This window comes from Streptomyces sp. NBC_00400 (assembly GCF_036048035.1).
Classification (GTDB): Bacteria; Actinomycetota; Actinomycetes; order Streptomycetales; family Streptomycetaceae; genus Streptomyces.
Genome location: NZ_CP107940.1, coordinates 5,124,073 through 5,143,395 on the forward strand (window position 1 = coordinate 5,124,073; position 19,323 = coordinate 5,143,395).

Annotated in this window: 15 protein-coding genes; 6 read left to right on the plus strand and 9 right to left on the minus strand. The window is 71.9% G+C overall.

The annotated features are described in order from the left end of the window. Window positions 1–302: 302 nt before the first annotated feature. Window positions 303–1,643: a UDP-glucose dehydrogenase family protein gene (locus OHS81_RS22530; protein ID WP_328386481.1), complete on the minus strand. Its 1,341-nt coding sequence runs from the start codon at window positions 1,641–1,643 to the stop codon at window positions 303–305. 258 nt (window positions 1,644–1,901) lie between these two features. Between OHS81_RS22530 and OHS81_RS22535 the strand changes: the two genes are divergently transcribed. After that, on the plus strand, window positions 1,902–3,077 hold the full coding sequence (locus OHS81_RS22535; protein ID WP_088797970.1) for an acyl-CoA dehydrogenase family protein: 1,176 nt from the start codon (window positions 1,902–1,904) through the stop codon (window positions 3,075–3,077). Between the two features lie 85 nt (window positions 3,078–3,162). Here the strand turns inward: OHS81_RS22535 and OHS81_RS22540 are convergent, their stop codons facing one another. After that, on the minus strand, window positions 3,163–4,479 hold the full coding sequence (locus OHS81_RS22540) for an LCP family protein (RefSeq protein WP_328386482.1): 1,317 nt from the start codon (window positions 4,477–4,479) through the stop codon (window positions 3,163–3,165). Window positions 4,480–4,751: 272 nt separating this feature from the next. Between OHS81_RS22540 and OHS81_RS22545 the strand changes: the two genes are divergently transcribed. Next, window positions 4,752–5,306 carry an acyl-CoA thioesterase gene (locus OHS81_RS22545; protein ID WP_129296038.1) on the plus strand — a complete coding sequence of 185 codons (555 nt, stop codon included), beginning with the start codon at window positions 4,752–4,754 and terminating at the stop codon, window positions 5,304–5,306. On the opposite strand, the gene OHS81_RS22550 is transcribed toward OHS81_RS22545, so the two are convergent. From OHS81_RS22550 to OHS81_RS22560, 3 genes are all read right to left on the minus strand, one after another. Next, window positions 5,257–5,838 carry a VanZ family protein gene (locus OHS81_RS22550; protein WP_328386483.1) on the minus strand — a complete coding sequence of 194 codons (582 nt, stop codon included), beginning with the start codon at window positions 5,836–5,838 and terminating at the stop codon, window positions 5,257–5,259. The genes OHS81_RS22545 and OHS81_RS22550 overlap by 50 nt on opposite strands. 29 nt (window positions 5,839–5,867) lie before the next feature. Continuing rightward, window positions 5,868–6,326, minus strand: coding sequence for a hypothetical protein (locus OHS81_RS22555; RefSeq protein ID WP_328386484.1), 459 nt, complete (start codon window positions 6,324–6,326; stop codon window positions 5,868–5,870). Window positions 6,327–6,399: 73 nt separating this feature from the next. Further along, window positions 6,400–7,863, minus strand: a complete 1,464-nt coding sequence (locus tag OHS81_RS22560) for an LCP family protein (protein WP_328386485.1) — start codon at window positions 7,861–7,863, stop codon at window positions 6,400–6,402. Window positions 7,864–8,107: 244 nt separating this feature from the next. On the opposite strand from OHS81_RS22560, the gene OHS81_RS22565 reads away from it, so the two are divergent. Continuing rightward, window positions 8,108–9,163, plus strand: coding sequence for a glycosyltransferase family 2 protein (locus OHS81_RS22565; RefSeq protein ID WP_328386486.1), 1,056 nt, complete (start codon window positions 8,108–8,110; stop codon window positions 9,161–9,163). A 200-nt stretch (window positions 9,164–9,363) separates the two neighbouring features. Here OHS81_RS22565 and OHS81_RS22570 read toward each other — a convergent pair whose 3' ends face one another. The 4 genes from OHS81_RS22570 to OHS81_RS22585 all read right to left on the minus strand — a co-directional run bounded on the left by OHS81_RS22570 (window position 9,364) and on the right by OHS81_RS22585 (window position 15,333). After that, entirely contained in the window at window positions 9,364–11,073 is a 1,710-nt protein-coding gene (locus OHS81_RS22570) for an LCP family protein (RefSeq protein ID WP_328386487.1), read from the minus strand. A 71-nt stretch (window positions 11,074–11,144) separates the two neighbouring features. Beyond that, entirely contained in the window at window positions 11,145–12,899 is a 1,755-nt protein-coding gene (locus OHS81_RS22575; protein ID WP_328386488.1) for an LCP family protein, read from the minus strand. Window positions 12,900–13,126: 227 nt separating this feature from the next. Continuing rightward, entirely contained in the window at window positions 13,127–14,353 is a 1,227-nt protein-coding gene (locus OHS81_RS22580) for an LCP family protein (RefSeq protein ID WP_443058748.1), read from the minus strand. Between the two features lie 218 nt (window positions 14,354–14,571). Further along, a complete protein-coding gene (locus OHS81_RS22585) occupies window positions 14,572–15,333 on the minus strand; it encodes a TIGR03089 family protein (RefSeq protein ID WP_328386490.1) in 762 nt (253 codons plus the stop codon). A gap of 128 nt (window positions 15,334–15,461) precedes the next feature. On the opposite strand from OHS81_RS22585, the gene OHS81_RS22590 reads away from it, so the two are divergent. The 3 genes from OHS81_RS22590 (at window position 15,462) to OHS81_RS22600 (ending at window position 19,315) form a co-directional block, all read left to right on the plus strand. Continuing rightward, window positions 15,462–16,826, plus strand: a complete 1,365-nt coding sequence (locus tag OHS81_RS22590; RefSeq protein ID WP_328386491.1) for a peptidoglycan recognition protein family protein — start codon at window positions 15,462–15,464, stop codon at window positions 16,824–16,826. Between the two features lie 347 nt (window positions 16,827–17,173). Further along, complete coding sequence (locus OHS81_RS22595; RefSeq protein WP_328386492.1) at window positions 17,174–18,256, plus strand: NDP-sugar synthase; 1,083 nt, start codon at window positions 17,174–17,176, stop codon at window positions 18,254–18,256. A gap of 153 nt (window positions 18,257–18,409) precedes the next feature. After that, window positions 18,410–19,315, plus strand: a complete 906-nt coding sequence (locus OHS81_RS22600; RefSeq protein ID WP_328386493.1) for a DNA-3-methyladenine glycosylase family protein — start codon at window positions 18,410–18,412, stop codon at window positions 19,313–19,315. Window positions 19,316–19,323: the final 8 nt, after the last annotated feature.

A 19,323-nucleotide genomic window follows, 5' to 3' on the forward strand; every position in this document is an offset into this window, starting at 1 on the left:
CCTCCCCGTTGGGGGTGGGAGAAGACCGGTGGGGGTGCAGGCGGACGGGCAGGCGCGCCCCGTGGACGCACCACAGGGACAGCGGACAGGAGACGCGCGCCCTCCACCTCACCACCCACCCACGGGAGGGGACGGACCGCAGGACGAAGTCCGGAGGGCCGTCACCGCACCCGGCGATCCACGCCCGCCGCAGGCGCAACGGCGGGTCGGCCCGTGGCGGGAAAGCCGGGTACGTGGGGGGCGCCGCAAAGCGCGCAACGGCGAGAAGCCGGCACGGCGGGAAGGCCGAAGACGTGGGGAAACTAGGCGCGGGGGCGCCCCAGCGCCCGGTACGTCCAGCCCGCCTTGCGCCACAGTTCGGGGTCGAGGGCATTGCGGCCGTCCAGGATGCGGCGTTCGGCGACGACGTCGCCCAACGCGGCCGGGTCCAGTTCGCGGAACTCCCGCCACTCCGTGAGGTGAAGCACGACGTCGGCGCCGCGTACGGCGTCCAGGGCGGTGTCGGCGTAGCTCAGCGTCGGGAAGACGCGCCTCGCGTTCTCCATGCCCTTGGGGTCGTACACCGTCACCTGGCCGCCCTGGAGGTGGATCTGGCCGGCGACATTGAGGGCGGGGGAGTCGCGGACGTCGTCCGAGTCCGGCTTGAAGGTCGCGCCCAGGACGGCGACCCGCTTGCCGAGGAAGCCGCCGCCGACCGCATCCCGGGTGAGCTCGACCATGTGGCCGCGGCGCCGCATGTTGATCGAGTCGATCTCGCGGAGGAAGGTCAGGGCCTGGTCGGCGCCCAGTTCGCCGGCGCGCGCCATGAAGGCCCGCAGGTCCTTGGGCAGGCAGCCGCCGCCGAAGCCGATGCCGGCCCGCAGGAACTTCTTGCCGATCCGGTCGTCGTGCCCGATGGCCTCGGCGAGCTTCACCACATCGCCGTCGGCCGCCTCGCAGACCTCCGCCATGGCGTTGATGAAGGAGATCTTCGTCGCCAGGAAGGAGTTGGCCGAGGCCTTCACCAGCTCGGACGTCGGGTAGTCCATGACGATGAACGGCGAGCCCTCGGCGATCGGGGCGGCGTACACCTCGCGCAGCAGCTCCTCGGCCCGTTCACCGGCCACGCCCACGACGATCCGGTCGGGGTGCAGGGTGTCCTTGACGGCGAACCCCTCGCGCAGGAACTCCGGGTTCCAGGCCAGCTCGACGGCGGCGCCCGCCGGGGCGGCCGCGGCCAGCCGCTCGGCGAGCCGGGCCGCGCTGCCCACCGGCACCGTCGACTTGCCGACCACCAGGGCGGACCGGGTCAGATGCGGCGCCAGCGCGTCGAAAGCGCTCTCCACGTACGACATGTCACAGGCGTACTCACCGTGCTTCTGCGGGGTGTTCACGCAGACGAAGTGGACGTCGCCAAAGGCTCCGGCCTCCTCGTAGGAGGTGGTGAAGCGCAGCCGGCCGGTCGAGCCCTCGATGCCGTCGGCATGGCGGCGCAGCAGCTCCTCCAGGCCGGGCTCGTACATCGGGACCTCGCCCCGCTGCAGCATCTCGATCTTCTCGGGCACCACATCGAGTCCCAGCACCTCGAAGCCCAGCTCCGCCATGGCCGCGGCGTGGGTCGCGCCGAGGTAGCCGGTGCCGATCACGGTGATCTTGAGGGCCATGGATGCTCCAAACAGGCAGTGCGGCGCGGGGCGCCTGGCGTCGAGGGGCGGGGTCGGGAGGCGGGGGCTGGGGAAAACGGCGCTGACCGAGCATAGTCGGGCCCGGAAGGGCCATCTCCAGTCGTTGCACGACCAGTCCTGTAACTGTCGGCAACCTCACGTATCCGCAGGCCCGGCCCGGCGCCTAGAATCCGGAGAGGTAAAGGGTTACTTAACGGTAGTTAGCACTGCCGACAGCTCACAGGGGAGTGAGAAAGCGTGGCGGGAACCGCTGATTTCGATCTGTACCGGCCGTCCGAGGAGCACGACATGCTCCGCGAGTCGGTGCGCTCGCTCGCCGAGGCGAAAATCGCGCCGTTCGCCGCCGCGGTGGACGAGGAGGCCCGCTTCCCGCAGGAGGCGCTCGACGCGCTGGTCGCCAACGACCTGCACGCCGTCCACGTACCGGAGGCCTACGGCGGTGCCGGCGCCGATGCGCTGGCGACCGTCATCGTCATCGAGGAGGTGGCCCGCGTCTGCGGTTCGTCCTCCCTCATACCGGCGGTCAACAAGCTCGGTTCGCTCCCGGTGATCCTCTCCGGCTCCGAGGAGCTGAAGGCGAAGTACCTGGGCCCGCTGGCCAAGGGCGACACGATGTTCTCGTACTGCCTGAGCGAGCCGGACGCCGGTTCCGACGCGGCCGGTATGAAGACCAAGGCCGTCCGCGACGGTGACCACTACATCCTCAACGGAGTCAAGCGCTGGATCACCAACGCCGGCGTCAGCGACTCCTACACGGTGATGGCCGTCACCGACCCGGAGAAGCGCTCCAAGGGCATCTCGGCCTTCGTCGTCGAGAAGGGCGACGAGGGGGTCTCGTTCGGCGCCCCGGAGAAGAAGCTCGGCATCAAGGGCTCCCCGACCCGCGAGGTCTACCTCGACAACGTCAGGATCCCCGCCGACCGCATGATCGGCGCCGAGGGCACCGGCTTCGCCACCGCCATGAAGACCCTGGACCACACCCGCATCACCATCGCGGCCCAGGCGCTCGGCATCGCCCAGGGCGCCCTGGACTACGCCAAGGGCTACGTCCAGGAGCGCAAGCAGTTCGGCAAGCCGATCGGCGACTTCCAGGGCGTCCAGTTCATGCTCGCCGACATGGCCATGAAGGTGGAGGCGGCCCGCCAGCTCACCTACGCCGCGGCGGCCCGCTCCGAGCGGATCTCCGCCGGCGGCAAGGGCGAGGACCTGACGTTCTTCGGTGCCGCCGCCAAGTGCTACGCCTCGGACGCCGCCATGGAGATCACCACGGACGCCGTCCAGCTGCTCGGCGGCTACGGCTACACCCGTGACTACCCCGTCGAGCGGATGATGCGGGACGCCAAGATCACGCAGATCTACGAGGGCACCAACCAGGTGCAGCGGATCGTGATGGCCAGGAACCTGCCGCAGTAGGCAGGCCACGGGCACAGGAGAGGGCCCCGGACCGCCGCTGCGGTCCGGGGCCCCTCTCTCTTGTCTTCCTGGTCCGGGCCGCCGGTCAGTTGCCGGAGACCGTGACCTTCTCGTCGTTGTTCAGCTGCTGGACCAGCTGGCGCAGCTTGGCCTTGTCCCAGACCAGGTTGCCGCCGGTGCTGCCGGAGATCGGCATGTTCATCGACTTGCCCTCGCCGCCGGTGACGCCCTTCATCGCGAAGAACATATTGCCCAGGGACCACAGGCTCATGTCCTTGTCGACGATGAGCGTGTCCAGGCCGGCGCTCATGGTCGGGTAGAGCTTGAAGGGGTTGAGGACCGTGCCGGGCGTGGCGGTCTGGCTCGCCAGGGTCGCCAGGAACTTCTGCTGGTTCTTCGTACGGTCCAGGTCCTGGCCGGCGAAGGCGTGCCGGGTGCGGACGAAGGCGAGCGCCTGCTGGCCGTTGAGCGTCTGCTTGCCGGCCGGGAAGTCGGCGCCGGAGTTCTTGTCCTTGAACGCCTTGGGGATGTCCATCTCGACGCCGCCGATGGCGTCCACGATGTTGGCGAAGCCGGCGAAGCCGATCTCGACGTAGTGGTCGATGTGCAGCTTGGTGTTGTACTCGACGGTGCGCACCAGCAGCTCCGGGCCGTCCTCGGCGTAGGCCGCGTTGAGCTTGGTGTGCCGTCCGGTGCCCGGGTACTTCTTGCCGGAGTCCGAGCCGACGTAGGTGGGTATCTCCACGTCCGAGTCGCGCGGCAGGGATATCAGCGTCGGGCCGTTGCTGCCGTCGTGCAGGATCATCATGGAGTCGGTGCGCTTGCCCTCGGCGGAGCCGGTGTGCAGCTTCTGCTTGTCCGCTGCGGACATACCCTCACGGCTGTCCGAGCCGACGATCAGGTAGTTCGTGCCGTCGCCCGTCGCCGGCCGGTCGATGACCTTGCTCAGGTCGACCTTGCGGCGGAGCTTGCCGTCGGCCCAGAAGTAGGTGGCCACCGAGGCGACCGCCAGCACCGCGACCAGGGCGATGACCGTCCACTTGATGCGCCGGCCCCACTGGGGACGCGGCCGGCCGGCGCGGCCCTCGTAGCCGTCACCGCCACCGTGGCCGCCGCCGTAGACCTGGCCGGTGTTGTATCCGTCGTAAGCGTCGTCGTAGCCCTGGGACTGCTGTGGCGGCACGGCCGCGCCCCGGCGCGGGGACATCGACGGCGGCAGCGGAGGCTCGTGCCGCTGATAGCCGGGGCCCGCGTCGCGACGCACCTGTGGCATCGCACGCGCACCCTCCGGCTCGGCACTGCCGCTGCCGTGTCCGTACCGGTTGCCGCTCTGGTCGCCGGACCACCCGCCCCCATTCTCGGCTCCGCTCGAACGGGAGGTGCCCCCTTGCCACTGATTCATAAGAGGAAGTGTGCATGCCCCACGGCGGTCCTCCATAGAGCGGGTGCCGGATCGGGTCAGTGCTGTTGCAGAGCTGATGCAAAGACACGGCGGCAGCCCACCGCATACCGCACGGGCCCATGACCATTCCGACCTGCACGAACGGAAGCAACCATTCCGGATGGTTTCCGGCGCGGGAGAGGAGACCCGTGTCACGGACCTGCGCAAAGGGCGAGACCAGTCTCACGATCCGCGTGGGGCGGGGCCGTACGGGCGCCGCTTAGGCTGGCTGTATGACCGAACTCGTCACCGACAGCGCCGAGGACGAGATCGTGGGCAAGCCCACATCCGTGTCCCGCATCACACTCAGCCACATCATGACGGCCGGCGACACCAACCTCCTCGGGACGGTGCACGGCGGCGTGATCATGAAACTCGTCGACGACGCGGCGGGCGCCGTGGCCGGGCGCCACTCCGGCGGGCCCGCCGTCACCGCCTCGATGGACGAGATGGCCTTCCTCGAACCGGTCAGGATCGGCGACCTCATCCACGTCCGCGCGCAGGTCAACTGGACCGGGCGCTCCTCGATGGAGGTCGGCGTACGGGTGCTGGCCGAGCGCTGGAACGAATCCAGCCCGCCCCAGCAGGTCGGCTCCGCCTACCTGGTCTTCGCCGCCGTCGACGAGCAGGGCAAGCCGCGCCGGGTGCCGCCGGTGCTCCCCGAGACCGAGCGCGACCAGCGCCGCTACCAGGAGGCACAGATCCGCCGGACGCACCGCCTCGCCCGGCGGCGCGCGATCATGGAACTGCGCGAACGGCGCGTCGCGGAAGGACTCGACGACGCATAGCGGCGACCGCCAGCTGCCCGAGCAGCGCCAGTCCCGCACCCGTGACGGTGCCTGCCGCCGCACAGAGCACATCGTCGATATCGGCGATCCGCCCGGCCCGCATCAGCAACTGCCCCGTCTCGATGACCAGGCACAGGCCCACGCCCAGCAGGAAAGCGGCGGCCGCCGAGGTGCGCGGCGCCGCAAAGCGCAGCAGCAGCGACGCGGGCACGAACAGCGCGGCAGTGGCGATCTGCCGCCGCACCAGCATCGCCAGCTCCCCGGGCTCCAGCTGCGCCCCCAGATCGAACAGCCCCTCACCGGGCCGCCACCACACCGTTGCGTCCCCGGAGCCGATCGGCTGGCTCGGCGCGAGCGTCGCCACCAGGAACAGCAGCAGCCAGCCGGCCAGCAGGGTCCGGGCCGTGGTGCGCGGCGCGGTGCTGCCGGGGGTGAGCGCCGTCCACAGGGCGAACGCCACGGCAAGTGCCAGCGCCAGGATCAGGAAGAGCGTCACCGTGGTGGGGGTGACGTCCAGCACAACCTGCCACACGATGCGCCCCTTTCAGGCCGTCCAGGACATCAGCTGCAGCTCCACTTCGTGACATAGACCGTCTCGGCACGCTCCATGACGCCCCGGATGCATTCGTCCGCGAGCATCTCCACCCGGCCGCTCAGCACGACCGCGCCGCCCTGCGTCCGCCGGGTGCCGAACCACCCGGGGAAGGCGGTGATCCGGTCGTTCTTGCGCTGGTAACCGAGCCGCACGATGATCTCGTCCCGGCCGCTCGCCGTCCCGAGCCGCCGGTAGGCCGCGGTGTACGTGCCGTCGGCCCCCACCGGGCCGCGCAGACACAGCTGGCCGCGCACCAGATCCCCGCAGCCGGTCGGTTCCGGCGGCGCCGGCGGCGCGGCGGCGGCGGTGGCCGCGACCAGGCACAGCGCCGCGACGGCCACCACGATCCGGCGCGCATCGCGGCGGGCGTCCGGGCGGCGCGCGGGCGGCCGGGACGCGGTGCGGCGGGGGGCGGGGACGCTCATGCCGAGGCCTCGCTTCGCCCGGTCCCGTCAGCGCGGAGCGGGCACCTTCCGATGCGGAGATCCCTGCGCTCGCTCATGTGCACACCGCCTCGTCACCGGTGATCGCTGCGATGCCGCCCGGCTTCTGCGGCGGCTCCTCGGCCCGTACCCGCTGCACCGCCTGGTGGCCTCGGCCGACCGTCACCTGCATCACCGGCCCCCGCCCGGCCACCGGGCGCAGCTCGGCGCCCGGCAGCGCGGCGGCCAGCGAGCGGGCCGAGCGGTCCCAGCGCGGGTCGTAGGCGATGACCGTGCGGGGCGCCCTGCCGAGGGGGGAGGTGCCGGGCACGCCGGTGGTGGCGAAGCCGGTGGCATGCAGTTCCCTGGCCACCGCGGCGTCCGGTCCTGGCCGGTCGCTGCCGTCGCCGACCTGCACCTGGACCTGCCCCGGCGGTACGTCCACGACCCTGGCCCGCGGCTCCTTGCGGTCCCGGTGCACAGCGAGCGGCCTGTCCTCGCGGATCGCCTGGAAGAGCTTCGGCGCCTGTACCGGATCCCACCGCACGGTCGAGCCGACGCCGGGCACCGGCTGGGCCACATTGCGCAGCGGCACGGACGTGAACTCCGACGACGAGGGGGTGAAGCCGCGCATCGCCTGCCCGAGATCGACCAGGTCGCCCGCCGCGAAGCCCGAGTCGGCACGTACCGATCCCAGCACCGTGTCGGCGACGTTCCGGAAGCGGATCGGGTTCAACAGCACTCCGGAGGAGGTGATCTTGTGGATGAGGGAGGCCAGGAAGCGCTGCTGGCGCTGCATCCGGCCGAGGTCGGCGGAGCCGTCGACATGCCGGGAGCGCACGTACTGCAGGGCCTGGCCACCGCTCAGCCGTGACGTGCCGACGGGGAGATCCAGGCCCGTATAGCTGTCGCGCAGCGGCCGTACGGTGCAGATCTCCACCCCGCCGACCGCGTCCACGCTGCGCATGAAGCTGGTGAAGTCGACCTCCAGATAGTGGTCGATGTGCACTCCCGTCATGTGCTCGACGGTCCGCACGGTGAGGCTGGGGCCGCCCTCGGCGTACGCCGCGTTCAGCTTGATGGCGTGCTGGGGGCGCTGCCGGCCGGTGACCGCGTCCGTGTGCGCGGGGACCTCGGCATAGGAGTCGCGGGGGAGGCTGACCACGCTGGCGCGGTCCCGGTCGGCGGAGAGGTGGACCAGCATCAGGGTGTCGGTGCAGTGGCAGGGCGCGCCGCCGAGGTGGTACTTCCGCTTCTCGCCGGGGGTGAGCTTGTCGCGCCCGTCCGTGCCGACGACCAGGAAGTTCAGCCCGTCGCCGCCCCCGGGCCGGTTGCTCATGCCGGTGAAGGCGTCCACCCGGCCGATGCCGTTCTCCACGCCGGTGACCACGGCGTGCCCGACGCCGCTCGCGGCCAGCAGCAGCACGGACGTGACCGCGCCGATCCGCAGCCCCCAGCGCGTGCCGGGCGGGCGCCGGCGCGGGCCCGGCCGGGCGGCCCGGCGCCTGGCCGGACGGGGGGAGCGGAACGGTGCGGTCACGGGGGACACCTCCGCGGCGGGACGGGCGGCTGGAGCAGAGGGAAAAAGGGGCAAATCCGTCTAGAGCACCGTAGGTCCATATGATCGGATGTACGGCGCCACACGCCGGGCATCCGCCGGCCGGCCACCCGGCTGCGTCCGACGCGGTCCCCCATTCGCGGTAACGTGAGGCGCGATACTGCAGTCTCCCGGCGGGCGCTGCCGTCGCTGGCGGCTCCGCCGCGGGCCGTACCCCTGAGGAACCATGCCGCAGCAGCAGCCCCCGGCCGTCTCCGTGATCATGCCGGTGCTCAATGAGGAACGTCACCTGCGCAATTCGGTCCGGCACATCCTGGAGCAGGAGTACGCCGGTGAGATGGAGGTGGTGATCGCCCTCGGCCCGTCCGCGGACCGTACGGACGAGATCGCCGCCGAGCTCGTCGCCGAGGACGCCCGGGTGCACACGGTGCCGAACCCCACCGGCCGTACCCCCGCCGCGCTGAACGCCGCGATCAAGGCGTCCCGGCACCCCATCGTGGTCCGCGTCGACGGCCACGGCATGCTCTCGCCGGACTACATCGCCACCGCCGTGCGCCTCCTGGAGGAGACCGGCGCCGCGAACGTCGGCGGCATCATGCACGCCGAGGGCGAGAACGCCTGGGAGGACGCCGTCGCCGCCGCGATGACCTCCAAGATCGGCGTGGGCAACGCCGCCTTCCACACGGGCGGGCAGGCCGGCCCCGCCGAGACCGTCTACCTCGGCGTCTTCCGGCGCGAGGCGCTGGAGCAGCAGGGCGGCTACAACGAGGAGTTCATCCGCGCCCAGGACTGGGAGCTGAACTTCCGTATCCGTGAGGCCGGCGGGCAGATCTGGTTCTCACCCGAGCTGCGGGTGCAGTACCGCCCGCGGCCGAGCGTCAAGGCGCTGGCCAAGCAGTACAAGGACTACGGCAAGTGGCGCCATGTCGTCGCCCGTTACCACGCCGGTTCGATCAACCTGCGCTATCTCGCCCCGCCGACCGCGGTGTGCGCCATCGCGGCGGGCCTGGTGGCCGGTGCGACGGTCACGCCCTGGGCGCTGATCGTCCCGGGCGGCTATCTCGCGGCGATCGCCGCGGGGTCGGTGCCCGCCGGCAAGGGGCTCTCGCTCAAGGCGCGTGCCCAGATCCCCCTCGCCCTGGCCACCATGCACATGGCCTGGGGCGTGGGCTTCCTGACCAGCCCCCGCTCCCTCGCCAGGAGGGTCATCGCCAGCCGCCGCCCGGCGGTCATGTCGCCGGCGGCCGGAGCTGCCGGGACGGCCGGGGCGGGGGCGGAGTAGGCCGGGCCCCGGGAAGCTCCACACCCCCGGGGAACTCCACACCCGCCCCCCGGGAAACCTCCCCTCCACACCCGCCCACCCCCCGAAGGGGGGTGGGCGGCGGGGAAAAACCTGGGCAAGGGGGAGGCCCCGGTAGGGAAAGCCCCAGGGCCCGCCGAAACCGGAAGGCCCCGGAAGCCCCGGAAGGCCCCGGAGGACGCCTAGAAGCTGTACTGCGGGTTCACCTTCATGCAGGCCTTGGAGTCCTCGCCGTTGAGCGCATCGGCGCTGTCCGGCGCCTTGTCGGCCCCCTTCTCGTCGCCCGACTGCTTCGGGTACGCCGAGCCGCTGCGCCAGTCGCTGCCGACCACCAGCCGCATCCCGGTGGCCGAACTCGACTCCCGGACCGCGCCCTTGGGCAGTCCCAGCGCCTTCGCCAGCGCCAGCGCGTCGCCCCGCTGCGCCTTGTCCCGGTAGGTGACGGTGGTGTCGGCCTGGGTGGTGAGCGCGGAGTCGGTGCCCGCCGCGGTGTAGCCGAGGCCGGACAGCCGCTGCTGGATGACCGCCGCGCGGCCGGAGACCGGGCCGTTCACCGTGCTGTTGGTGCCGTTCTGCACCACAACCTTCAGCTGCCCCTTGGGAGTTGACGGCTTCGGGTCCGGCGCCGCCTTTTTCTCCTTGTCCTTGCCGTCCAGCCCGGTGTCGTTGCGCAGCAGCGCGAAGGTCGCGTCCGCGTCGCCGGGCTTGGGCATGACATACGACTCGTCGGGGCTGTACTGCCAGGGCATGGTGACCATCGTGAGGCGCTTGGCCGGCACCCGGTTGAGGTCGCTGCCCAGGTCGTAGAGCTTCTTGACGGTGTCGAGGCCGTCGTCGACGGTCAGCGCCTTGGTCGCGGCCTCGGCCAGGTCACGCAGCTGCCCCGGGTCGGTGAGCTTGGTGCCCTTCTTCAGCTGGCGGACCATCGAGTTCATGTACATGTGCTGGGCCTTGGCCCGGCCGATGTCGGTGTTGTCCTCGAAGCCGTAGCGGGTGCGCAGCCACTGCAGGGCCTGGACGCCCTTGACGGAGTGGGTGCCCTTGGTGAGCTTCAGCCCGCTGCCGTGGCCCTTGCTGTCGTGCGAGTAGACGTTGTTGTCGACGCAGACCGGGACGCCGCCGATGGCGTCGGCCATGTCCACCACGCCGGAGAAGTCGACCATCATGAAGTGGTCGATGTAGATGCCGGTCAGCTCCTGCCAGGTGGCGAGGGTGCAGCCCGGACCGCCGTGCTGGAGCGACTGGTTGATGGCCGCGGAGGTCTGCGGATAGACCTTGTGGGTCTTCGGGTCGGTGCACTGCGGGATCGTCACCCGGGTGTCGCGCGGGATGGAGATCACCGACATGTTGCTGCGGTCCGCGGAGACGTGCAGCAGCATCTGCACATCGGCGAGCGGCTTGCGGTCCGCGTCCTGCCGGGCGCCGCCGAGCTCGATGTTCTTCTTGCTGTTCCGGCCGTCCGAGCCCAGCAGCAGGATGTTCAGCGGGCTCTGCCCGAAGGCGTTGGGATCCGGCTTCTTCAGACCGTCCCCGGCCAGGGACCGCGGGGCCTTGCGGAGGTTCGCGTTGAGGTGCTCGTAGTACCAGTACCCGGCGCCCGCGCCGCCCACTATGAGGACGGCGAGGGTCAGCGAGGTCCAGCGCAGCACCTTGCGGCCCTTGCCGCGGCGCGGCCGGCCCCCCTTGCGGTGGCCGTCGCCCTCCGCGGGCCCGTCGCCGTCCCCGTCGCCCAAGGGGGCGTCGCCGCCCGCGGAGGGCGTCCAGCCGGGAGCGTCCGGCGGCAGGCCCTTGTCCTCGTACAGCCCGTCGTCCCAGCCCAGCTCCTGTGCATCCGGTGCATCCGGCCGTCGTCGCCGACGTGATCGGTCACCGCGCACACTGCTCTGCCGCATTGGGCCCTCTCCCCGTTATGAGTCCGATGGTGCGTTCGGCGCCTCGGAGGGGCGGCCGGAGCCCGCTCAGGTCACTTCGCGCAGACGTTCTTGTCATCTGCATTGACGTTCTGCACCCCGTCCGGGGTTTCGGTCGGCGCGTCGATCGGTGTGCCCGGTGCCTTGAAGTCCTTGCCGAGGGTGAGCTTCATCGGCTCCCGGTCACCGGCGTTGTGCGACGACTTCTTCAGCGCGCTCTTGGGCAGCCCCATCCAGTCGGCCAGAGTGGCGGCCTGGTCGGCCTGGTTGGGCGCGTATTCGAGGCGGGTGGTGGCCAGCTTCGCCGGGGCGTTGCCGGCGTTGGTGGAGAGCTTGGCGGCCTTGGTGTTCTGCAGCCAGTCCACGGTCTCCTGCGCCGAACCGATCGGTCCGCCACCGTTGGTGACATCGACCCGCACCTGCCCGGGCGCGGCCTTCTTCACCGGAGCGGACTTCTTGCCCTTGCCCTTCTTGCCCTTGGCCAGGGCGTGGTCCGCCCGGACCATCGCGAACAGCGGGTCCGCGGCGGTCTTGTTGAGGATGACGGTGGCCGGGTCGTCGGGGTTGTCCAGCACCGGCACGGTGGCGAAGGTGACCTTGTCGATGTCGACCTTCTTGAGGTCGGTCCCGAAGTCCAGGAGCTTGTTCGCGGTACCGATACCGGTGTCGACGGTGAGCGCCTTGGTCGCCGCCTGGCTGACGTCGTAGAGCTTGCCGGGGCTGCTGAAGGCGCTGGACTTCAGCTTGCGGATCAGCGAGCTGAGGAACTGCTGCTGCATCTTGATCCGGTCCAGGTCGCTGCCGAACCCGATGGCGTGCCGGGTACGGACGAACGCCAGCGCCTGCTCGCCCTTGACGACGTGCCGGCCGGCCTTCAACTTCAGGTGCGACTTGGGGTCGTTGAGGTCCTTGCCCGCGCACACCTCGACGCCGTCGACCGCGGTGGACAGCTCCTTGACCGCGTTGAAGTCGGCCATCATGAAGTGATTTATCTTCAGCCCGGTCAGCTTCTCGACGGTGCGCCAGGTGCAGCCCGGGTCCCGGCCCTCCTGGCCCAGGCTGGTGTTGAAGCGCACCCCGTGCTCGCCGGGGATGTTCTTCGTCGAGCCGTCCTTCTGCTTCGTCGGGCAGGTCGGGATGTCGGTGATCATGTCGCGCGGAATGCTCAGCGCGGTGGCGTTCGTCCGGTCCTTGGAGATGTGCATCAGGATCGTGGTGTCCGCGTGCCCCACACTGCCGGCGTCGCCGTAGCCGGCGTTGCCCTTCCCGGAGCGGGCGTCCGTCCCGATGATGAGGACGTTGACCGGTCCTTCGGAGACCGCGTCGTTCTCCACGCCGACATCGACCTTGGAGATGTTGCCGTTCAGCTGCTGGTAGAGGTAGAACGCGCCACCGCAGCCGGCGACGAGGACGAAGCCCACCACACCGGCCGTCCAGTACAGCGCCTTCTTCTTCCCGGACGACTTCGGCTTGCGCTTGCGGCGGCTCGCCGGGCCCGCGGCCGCCGCGGACACCGTGCGGCTGCCGGCCGCCCGCCGGGCCGCCCGTCCGCCGCCGGCGCGCTCGTCGCCCTCGGCGTCCTCGTCCCGGCGGCCGCGCTGGGTCGGCAGCGGCCGGGTGTCGGTGTCGCCGCCCGACTTGCGCGCGGCACGTCTGGAGCCGGCCGGCTTGCGGTCGGCGGGCCGAGCGTCGGCTTGACCGGCATGGTCAAGCCGCAGCTCGTAGTTGCCGGTGTTCGGGTCGAACACCCACTGATCGGCGGGATCGACGTTGTTGTCGCCCGCCCGCCCACGGCCTTGCGCGTCCACGGTGCCTTGAGTCCTCCGTCGGTGCCACGCGGCGCCATCCCCTCAAGGCGCTCGGTCGGTCGATCGATCGTTTAGTGCATGGTCATCGGTCAGCTGGTCCTGCGACCGGATCGCTCACACTATCCGCCCAGTTCAGCGCCCCGCGACGCTCGTGACAAATTCCACTTGCCTACAACTGGGCAATCCGCCCAATCCATTCGAGTCACCAGGCGTACTTTGCGGCATCTTTATCCGCAGACCCCGTGTCCCGCTGTCGTCCCGGGAAAGGACGGGTCCGGACCCGCCGACGGCGAGGGAGCTCTGCCCGCCCGGCCTGCCGGCGCCCCGGTTCCCGTGCGCACCGGCTTCTCCCCGGTGTCGGGCGGGGGTTTCACCGTCACCGGACGATCGCTGTGCAGCTGCCCGAAGAGGCGGCCGGCGTCCGGCTGGACCAGTTCATCGCGATTGGGATCGTAGCGGTACTCCCGGCGCGGCACGGTCATGAACTGAACCCGGCCGGCGGGAATGCTGCGGGTACTGCGCACCAATTCGTACAGCCCCTTCAGGGAAGCCAGCGCGGCGTCCGTGGTCAGTGAACTCGTCGCGGCATCCAACACCGGATACAGCCGGGTCGGATTGAGCAGCACACCGTTGCTCTGCACTTTCTTCACGAGAGCGGCAAGAAAGTCTTGTTGTCGCTGCATCCGCTGGGTGTCGCTGCCGTTGCCCAGGCTCTTACGGGCCCGTACGAATCCGAGCGCGGCTTCACCGTGCAGGGTCTGCCGGCCCGCGGGCAGGGTGAGCTGCGCCGCGGGGTCGTGGACCGGCCGGGGCAGGCAGATCTCGACGCCGTCCACCGCATCCACCATCTTCTTGAAGCCCACGAAGTCGATGATCAAGTAGTGGTCGATGCGGATGCCGGTCAGCTTCTCGACCGTACGGATCATGCAGGCCGCGCCGCCGACCGCGAACGCCCCGTTGAACTGGGTCGTCAGCGGTGCGGTCTCCGTGCCGTCCGGGCGCTTGCAGTGCGGCACCTCCACCATCAGATCGCGCGGGATGCTCACCGCGGTGGCGCTCTTCCGGTCCGCCGCCAGGTGCAGCAGCATCGTGGTGTCCGAGCGCTGGCCGGCGTCGTGGCCGTACCGGCCGTTGTCGCCGCTGCGGGTGTCGGAGCCGATCAGCAGCACGTTCACGGCGTTCGGCGGGCCCGCGGGGGGCCGTTCGGACTCCCACTTCCGCAGCTCCTTCTCGGTGGCGCTGTCGGTGCGGATATTGCTGTTGAGCTTGGCGTAGACCGCCCAGCCGCTGCCGGCCCCGGCCAGCATGACACCGGTGACCCCCAGTGCGGCCCAGCCCCGCCAGCTCCGCGGGCGGCGCGGGGTGCGCGAGGGCCCCGGCCGGTGCGACCCCAGCCCCCCGGCCGGGCGTTCGTCCCAGCCGGTGAACCGGGGAGGCTCGGGGGTCTCGGTCACCTGTGCGTCCATCCCTCACGGAGTCGGCGTCGCGCGCGCACGAGGGCCCGGACGGAACAAGAGACGGACGAACCCCGCGCATGGTGCTGCGTACTCAAGATCCTGGACCGAAACGGGCGAACCGGCCCGCCACGGGCGCCACCGGTCCGCCGGACGGGGGAGGACCGCTCGGTGCGGCGACGGCGCCGCGGGTTCGGTGCGGTGACGGTGCCGTGGGCTCAGTGCGGTGACGGCGCCTTGTACGTGATCTTCTCGCTGGTCTCCCGGGCGTCCGCGGCGTCCGCGTCCAGCCGGTCCGGGTGGCGGCACAGCACCACGGAACCGCCGGCCGCCAGCGGGGCGTAGAGCCCGTACGACAGGCCCTGCCAGGTGTCGTACGGCAGCCCCGACAGCACCCGGGGGGCCTGGGGCATCCCGGCCGCCGCCGCGTCGGCCAGGGCGCGCGCCCCGATGCCCGCGCCGGTCAGCTCCTCGCCGCCCACCACCAGGGCCGCGTCCGCCGGGTCCACCGGCGCGAACGGCGCGAACCGGTCGCCCTGGCCCGGCGCCTCGACGGCGAAGTCCGCGAAGCCCGCCGGCGGCTGCGGGAACCGGCCGCCCAGCGGGCGCAGTGCCAGCGCCACCCGCTCCCCGGAGCAGGCCCGTGCCGCCTCCAGCCGGTCGGGCCCGGCGACGACGAGGTCGGCGGCGGCCGGATCGCCCTCCACCTCCGCGACCACGCCCACCGAGGAGCAGGCCAGCAGCCAGACGGCGGTCTGCCAGTGCGCGGGCAGCAGCAGCGCGAGCCGGTCGCCCGGCCCGGCGGCCAGCTCGCCCTGGAGGTAGTTGGCGGTCTTGGCCACCCAATTGGCGAAGGTCGCGACGGACAGTTCCACGCGCTCGCCGGTGGCGTCGTCGTAGAAGGTCACCAGAGGGCGGGCCGGATCCGCGGCGAGCGCGGAACTCAGCAGGTCGGCGGGGGTGCGATCGGTGGCGTTCATCGCGGCCAGGGTACGCGCGGCGGCGGCCGGCGACGGGGCGGGCGCAGCAGTACCGGCCACCGGATCGGCCGATGTCCCGTCAGGTCACCGTTGGCGCGTTCGGTCCGGACATGTCCAGGATTTTCTTCATGCGCCCTTTCCTCGTGACCTGCCTCGGCGCCGTGTGCACCGCCGCCCTCGCCCTGTCCCTCGCGCCGGCGGCCGGTGCGCATGCCGTCCCCGCCCCGGCCCCGGCCCCGGCGCCGCGCGCCACGAGCACCCCCGAGCTGCCCGGCAGCACCCAGTCCCTGCCGGTGCCGACGCCCGGCGCAGCCGCCCCCGACGCCACCGACCGTGACTCCGCCACCGTGCCCGCGCCCGGGACGCTCGGCCTGCCTGCCCGCACCGTGCGGCCGTTCTCCCTCCTCGGGGTGGTCTGGGACGACGACGCCGCCGAACTGCACGGCCGGGTCCAGGTCCGCACCCGCGCCACCGGCACCACCCGGTGGTCCGGCTGGCAGGACGTCCAGGTCCACAACGATGACGCCCCCGACCTCGGCTCCGCCGAACGGCACGGCAGCGACGTGCGGGGCAGCACCTCTCCGCTGTGGGTCGGCGACTCCGACGCCGTCCAACTGCGGATCACCCCCGAGAACAGCGACCGCGCGGCGGCCACCGTCCCGGCCGGGCTGCGGCTGGAACTCGTCGACCCCGGCAGGGCCCCGCGCGGCCTCCGCGGGACGCACGCCGACCCGCCGGCCCCGGTCAGCGCCGGGGCGGCCACGGCCGCGGCCTCCGCCGCCAACGCCCTGCTCACCCCGCTCGGCGCCACCGAGATCCCGGCCCTAGACCAGGTCGCCTCCCTGGCCGATATCGCCGCGGCGGGCCTGCTGTCGCCGCCCCGCGCCTTCCTCGGAGCGCGCCCCCGGATCGTCACCCGGGCAGGCTGGGGCGCCGACGAGGATCTGCGGGAGAAGGCCTTCATCTATACCCACACCGTCCGCGCCGCCTTCGTCCACCACAGCGGCTCCGGCAACGACTACAGCTGCGACGAGGCCCCCGCGATGATCCGCGCCATGTACCGCTTCCACGTCAAGAGCAACGGCTGGCGGGACATCGGCTACAACTTCCTCATCGACAAGTGCGGCACGGTCTACGAGGGCCGGGCGGGCGGCGTCGCCAAGCCCGTCATGGGCGCCCACACCCTCGGCTTCAACGCCGACAGCACCGGCATCGCCGTCCTCGGCACCTTCACCGACACCGAGCCGCCGCGGCCCGCCGTCGACGCCATCGCCCGTCTGACGGCCTGGAAGCTCGGCCTCTACGGCGTCGATCCGCGCAAAATGACGAAGCTGCTGTCCGCCGGCGGCAACCGCTTCCCCAAGGGCTCCAAGGTCCCGCTGCATGTCATTTCCGGCCACCGCGACGGCTTCACCACCGACTGCCCGGGCCTGTACCTCTACAACAAGCTCGGTGCCACGCGGGTCGCCGCGGCCGGGCTCCAGGGCCGCTGACCCGCCGCGGCGAATCGGGTGGTCATGCACAGTTTTGCGGGTATTCGGCACGGTGCGTGGGGGTGCACATGGTGCCGAAGCCACTGAACTGTTCCTGCCGTTGACGCGTCCTTTCGACCACGACGTCTTCGCCCCGGCCCCGTGCCGCCCCGTGGCCTGAACAGCACGGGGCCGGTCGCACCGCCGGGGGCATCCGGATGCCCTCTCTGCCTACACTGGTCCGCCGATCGGCCGACCCCAGCAGGAAGCAGAGAAGACACCGTGAGCGTCGCACGTGCAGCCGCCGGGCTGTGGTCGACGTCGACAGCCGCACCGCTGCGCGGGCGGAGAAGCGAACAGAGGACACAGTGACTGAAGCGATCCTCCTGGTCGGCGGCAAGGGCACGCGGCTGCGGCCGCTGACGGTGCATACGCCCAAGCCCATGGTCCCGGCGGCCGGCGTGCCGTTCCTCACCCACCAGCTGGCCCGCGCCCGGGCCGCCGGCGTCGAGCACATCGTCCTCGCCACCTCCTACCTCGCCGAGGTCTTCGAGCCGTACTTCGGCGACGGGTCGGCGCTGGGCCTGCACCTGGAGTACGTCACCGAGCACGAGCCGCTGGGCACCGGCGGGGCCATCCGCAATGTCGCCGAGCGGCTGCACTCCGCCCCCGACGAGCCGGTTCTGATCTTCAACGGCGACATCCTCACCGGCCTGGACATCCCGGCCCTGGTCGAGACCCACCGCACCGCCGGCGCCGATGTCTCGCTGCACCTCACCCGGGTCGAGGACCCGCGCGCCTTCGGCCTCGTGCCCACCGACGACACCGGTCGGGTCACCGCCTTCCTGGAGAAGCCGCAGACCCCCGAGGAGATCGTCACCGACCAGATCAACGCGGGCGCCTACGTCTTCAACCGGTCGGTCATCGACACCATCCCGGCCGGACGCCCGGTCTCCGTCGAACGCGAGACCTTCCCCGGCCTGCTCGCCGAGGGCGCCCACCTCCAGGGCATGGTCGACTCCACGTACTGGCTCGACCTCGGCACCCCGCAGGCCTTCGTCCGCGGCTCCGCCGACCTGGTCCTGGGCCGCGCCCCGTCCCCGGCGGTGCCCGGCCGCCGCGGGGACCGCCTGGTCCTGGAGACCGCCGAGGTCGCCCCGGACGCCAAACTCACCGGCGGCACCGTCGCCGGCGCCCGCACCGTCATCGGCTCCGGCGCCCGGATCGACGGCAGCGCCGTCCTCGACGGTGCGGTCATCGAGGAGGGCGCCCAGATCCGCGACTCGCTGATCGGCGCCGGCGCGCGCATCGGGGCCCGTACGGTCCTGGACGGTGCGGTCATCGGCGACGGCGCGCGGATCGGCGCCGACAACGAGCTGCGCGGCGGTATCCGCATCTGGTGCGACGCCGACATTCCGGCCGCATCGGTGCGCTTCTCCTCCGATCAGTAGCCGGAGAGCCAGGAGCCGGGGAGCCGGTAACCCGTCGGCCGGCAGGCCGGTGGACCGCTCACCGGGCCCGGCCCGTCGACCGCTCACCGGGCCCGGCCCGTCGTTGTCCACAGGCCCCCGCGCCGCCCCGGCCGTATCGCCTAGCCTGGCCGCATGCCCGCCCGTACCTGGCTTCCGCCCGGCCCGTTCGACCTGCACCGCACGCTGGGTGTGCTGCAGCGCGGCCCCGGTGACCCCGCGTTCGCGGTGCGCGGCGGCGAGCTGTGGCGCGCCTGCCGTACACCGCAGGGCCCCGGCACGCTGCGGCTCGCCGCCCGCCCGTCCGCCGGCGGCATCGAGGCCGAGGCCTGGGGCCCGGGCGCCGACTGGCTGCTGGACCGGCTGCCCGAGCTGCTGGGGGCGGCGGACGACCCGGCGGAACTCACCGCCCGGCACCGCATCGTCCATGAGGCCCGCCGCCGCCACCCCGGCCTCCGGCTCGCGAGGACCGGTCTGGTCCTGGAGTCGCTGATCCCCTCGATCCTGGAGCAGAAGGTCACCAGCGACGAGGCCTACCGCGCCTGGCGGCTCCTGCTGTCGCGGCACGGCGAGGCCGCCCCCGGGCCCTGGGACCGGATGCGGGTGATGCCGGACCCGCGCGGCTGGGCGCTGATCCCCTCCTGGGAGTGGCACCGCGCGGGCGTCGACGGCAAGCGCTCGGCCACGATCCTGCGCGCGGTGCGGGCCGCCCGCCGGATGGAGGAGGCTGCGGGGATGGACCTCGCGGACGCCACCCGGCGGCTGACGGCCCTACCGGGCATCGGCCCCTGGACCGTCGCCGAAACCCTCCAGCGCACCCTCGGCGCACCGGACGCGATCACAGTCGGCGACCTGCATCTGCCGAAGATCATCGGCTATGCCCTCACCGGCCGCCGCGGCACCACCGACGAGCAGATGCTCGAACTCCTCGCCCCCTACGAGGGCCAGCGGCACCGCGCGGCCCGGCTGATCCTGCTGTCCGGCCGCGTCCCGCCGCGCCGCGCCCCGCGCTTCCCCGTGGGGGACATCGCCCGGCTCTGACGCGGGGC

Coding starts and splice junctions, on each gene's coding strand:
- OHS81_RS22530 (WP_328386481.1), bottom strand. CDS start 1,643: ATGGCCCTCAAGATCACCGTGATCGGCACCGGCTACCTCGGCGCGACC.
- OHS81_RS22540 (WP_328386482.1), bottom strand. CDS start 4,479: ATGAATCAGTGGCAAGGGGGCACCTCCCGTTCGAGCGGAGCCGAGAAT.
- OHS81_RS22545 (WP_129296038.1), top strand. CDS start 4,752: ATGACCGAACTCGTCACCGACAGCGCCGAGGACGAGATCGTGGGCAAG.
- OHS81_RS22555 (WP_328386484.1), bottom strand. CDS start 6,326: ATGAGCGTCCCCGCCCCCCGCCGCACCGCGTCCCGGCCGCCCGCGCGC.
- OHS81_RS22565 (WP_328386486.1), top strand. CDS start 8,108: ATGCCGCAGCAGCAGCCCCCGGCCGTCTCCGTGATCATGCCGGTGCTC.
- OHS81_RS22570 (WP_328386487.1), bottom strand. CDS start 11,073: ATGCGGCAGAGCAGTGTGCGCGGTGACCGATCACGTCGGCGACGACGG.
- OHS81_RS22585 (WP_328386490.1), bottom strand. CDS start 15,333: ATGAACGCCACCGATCGCACCCCCGCCGACCTGCTGAGTTCCGCGCTC.
- OHS81_RS22590 (WP_328386491.1), top strand. CDS start 15,462: ATGCGCCCTTTCCTCGTGACCTGCCTCGGCGCCGTGTGCACCGCCGCC.
- OHS81_RS22600 (WP_328386493.1), top strand. CDS start 18,410: ATGCCCGCCCGTACCTGGCTTCCGCCCGGCCCGTTCGACCTGCACCGC.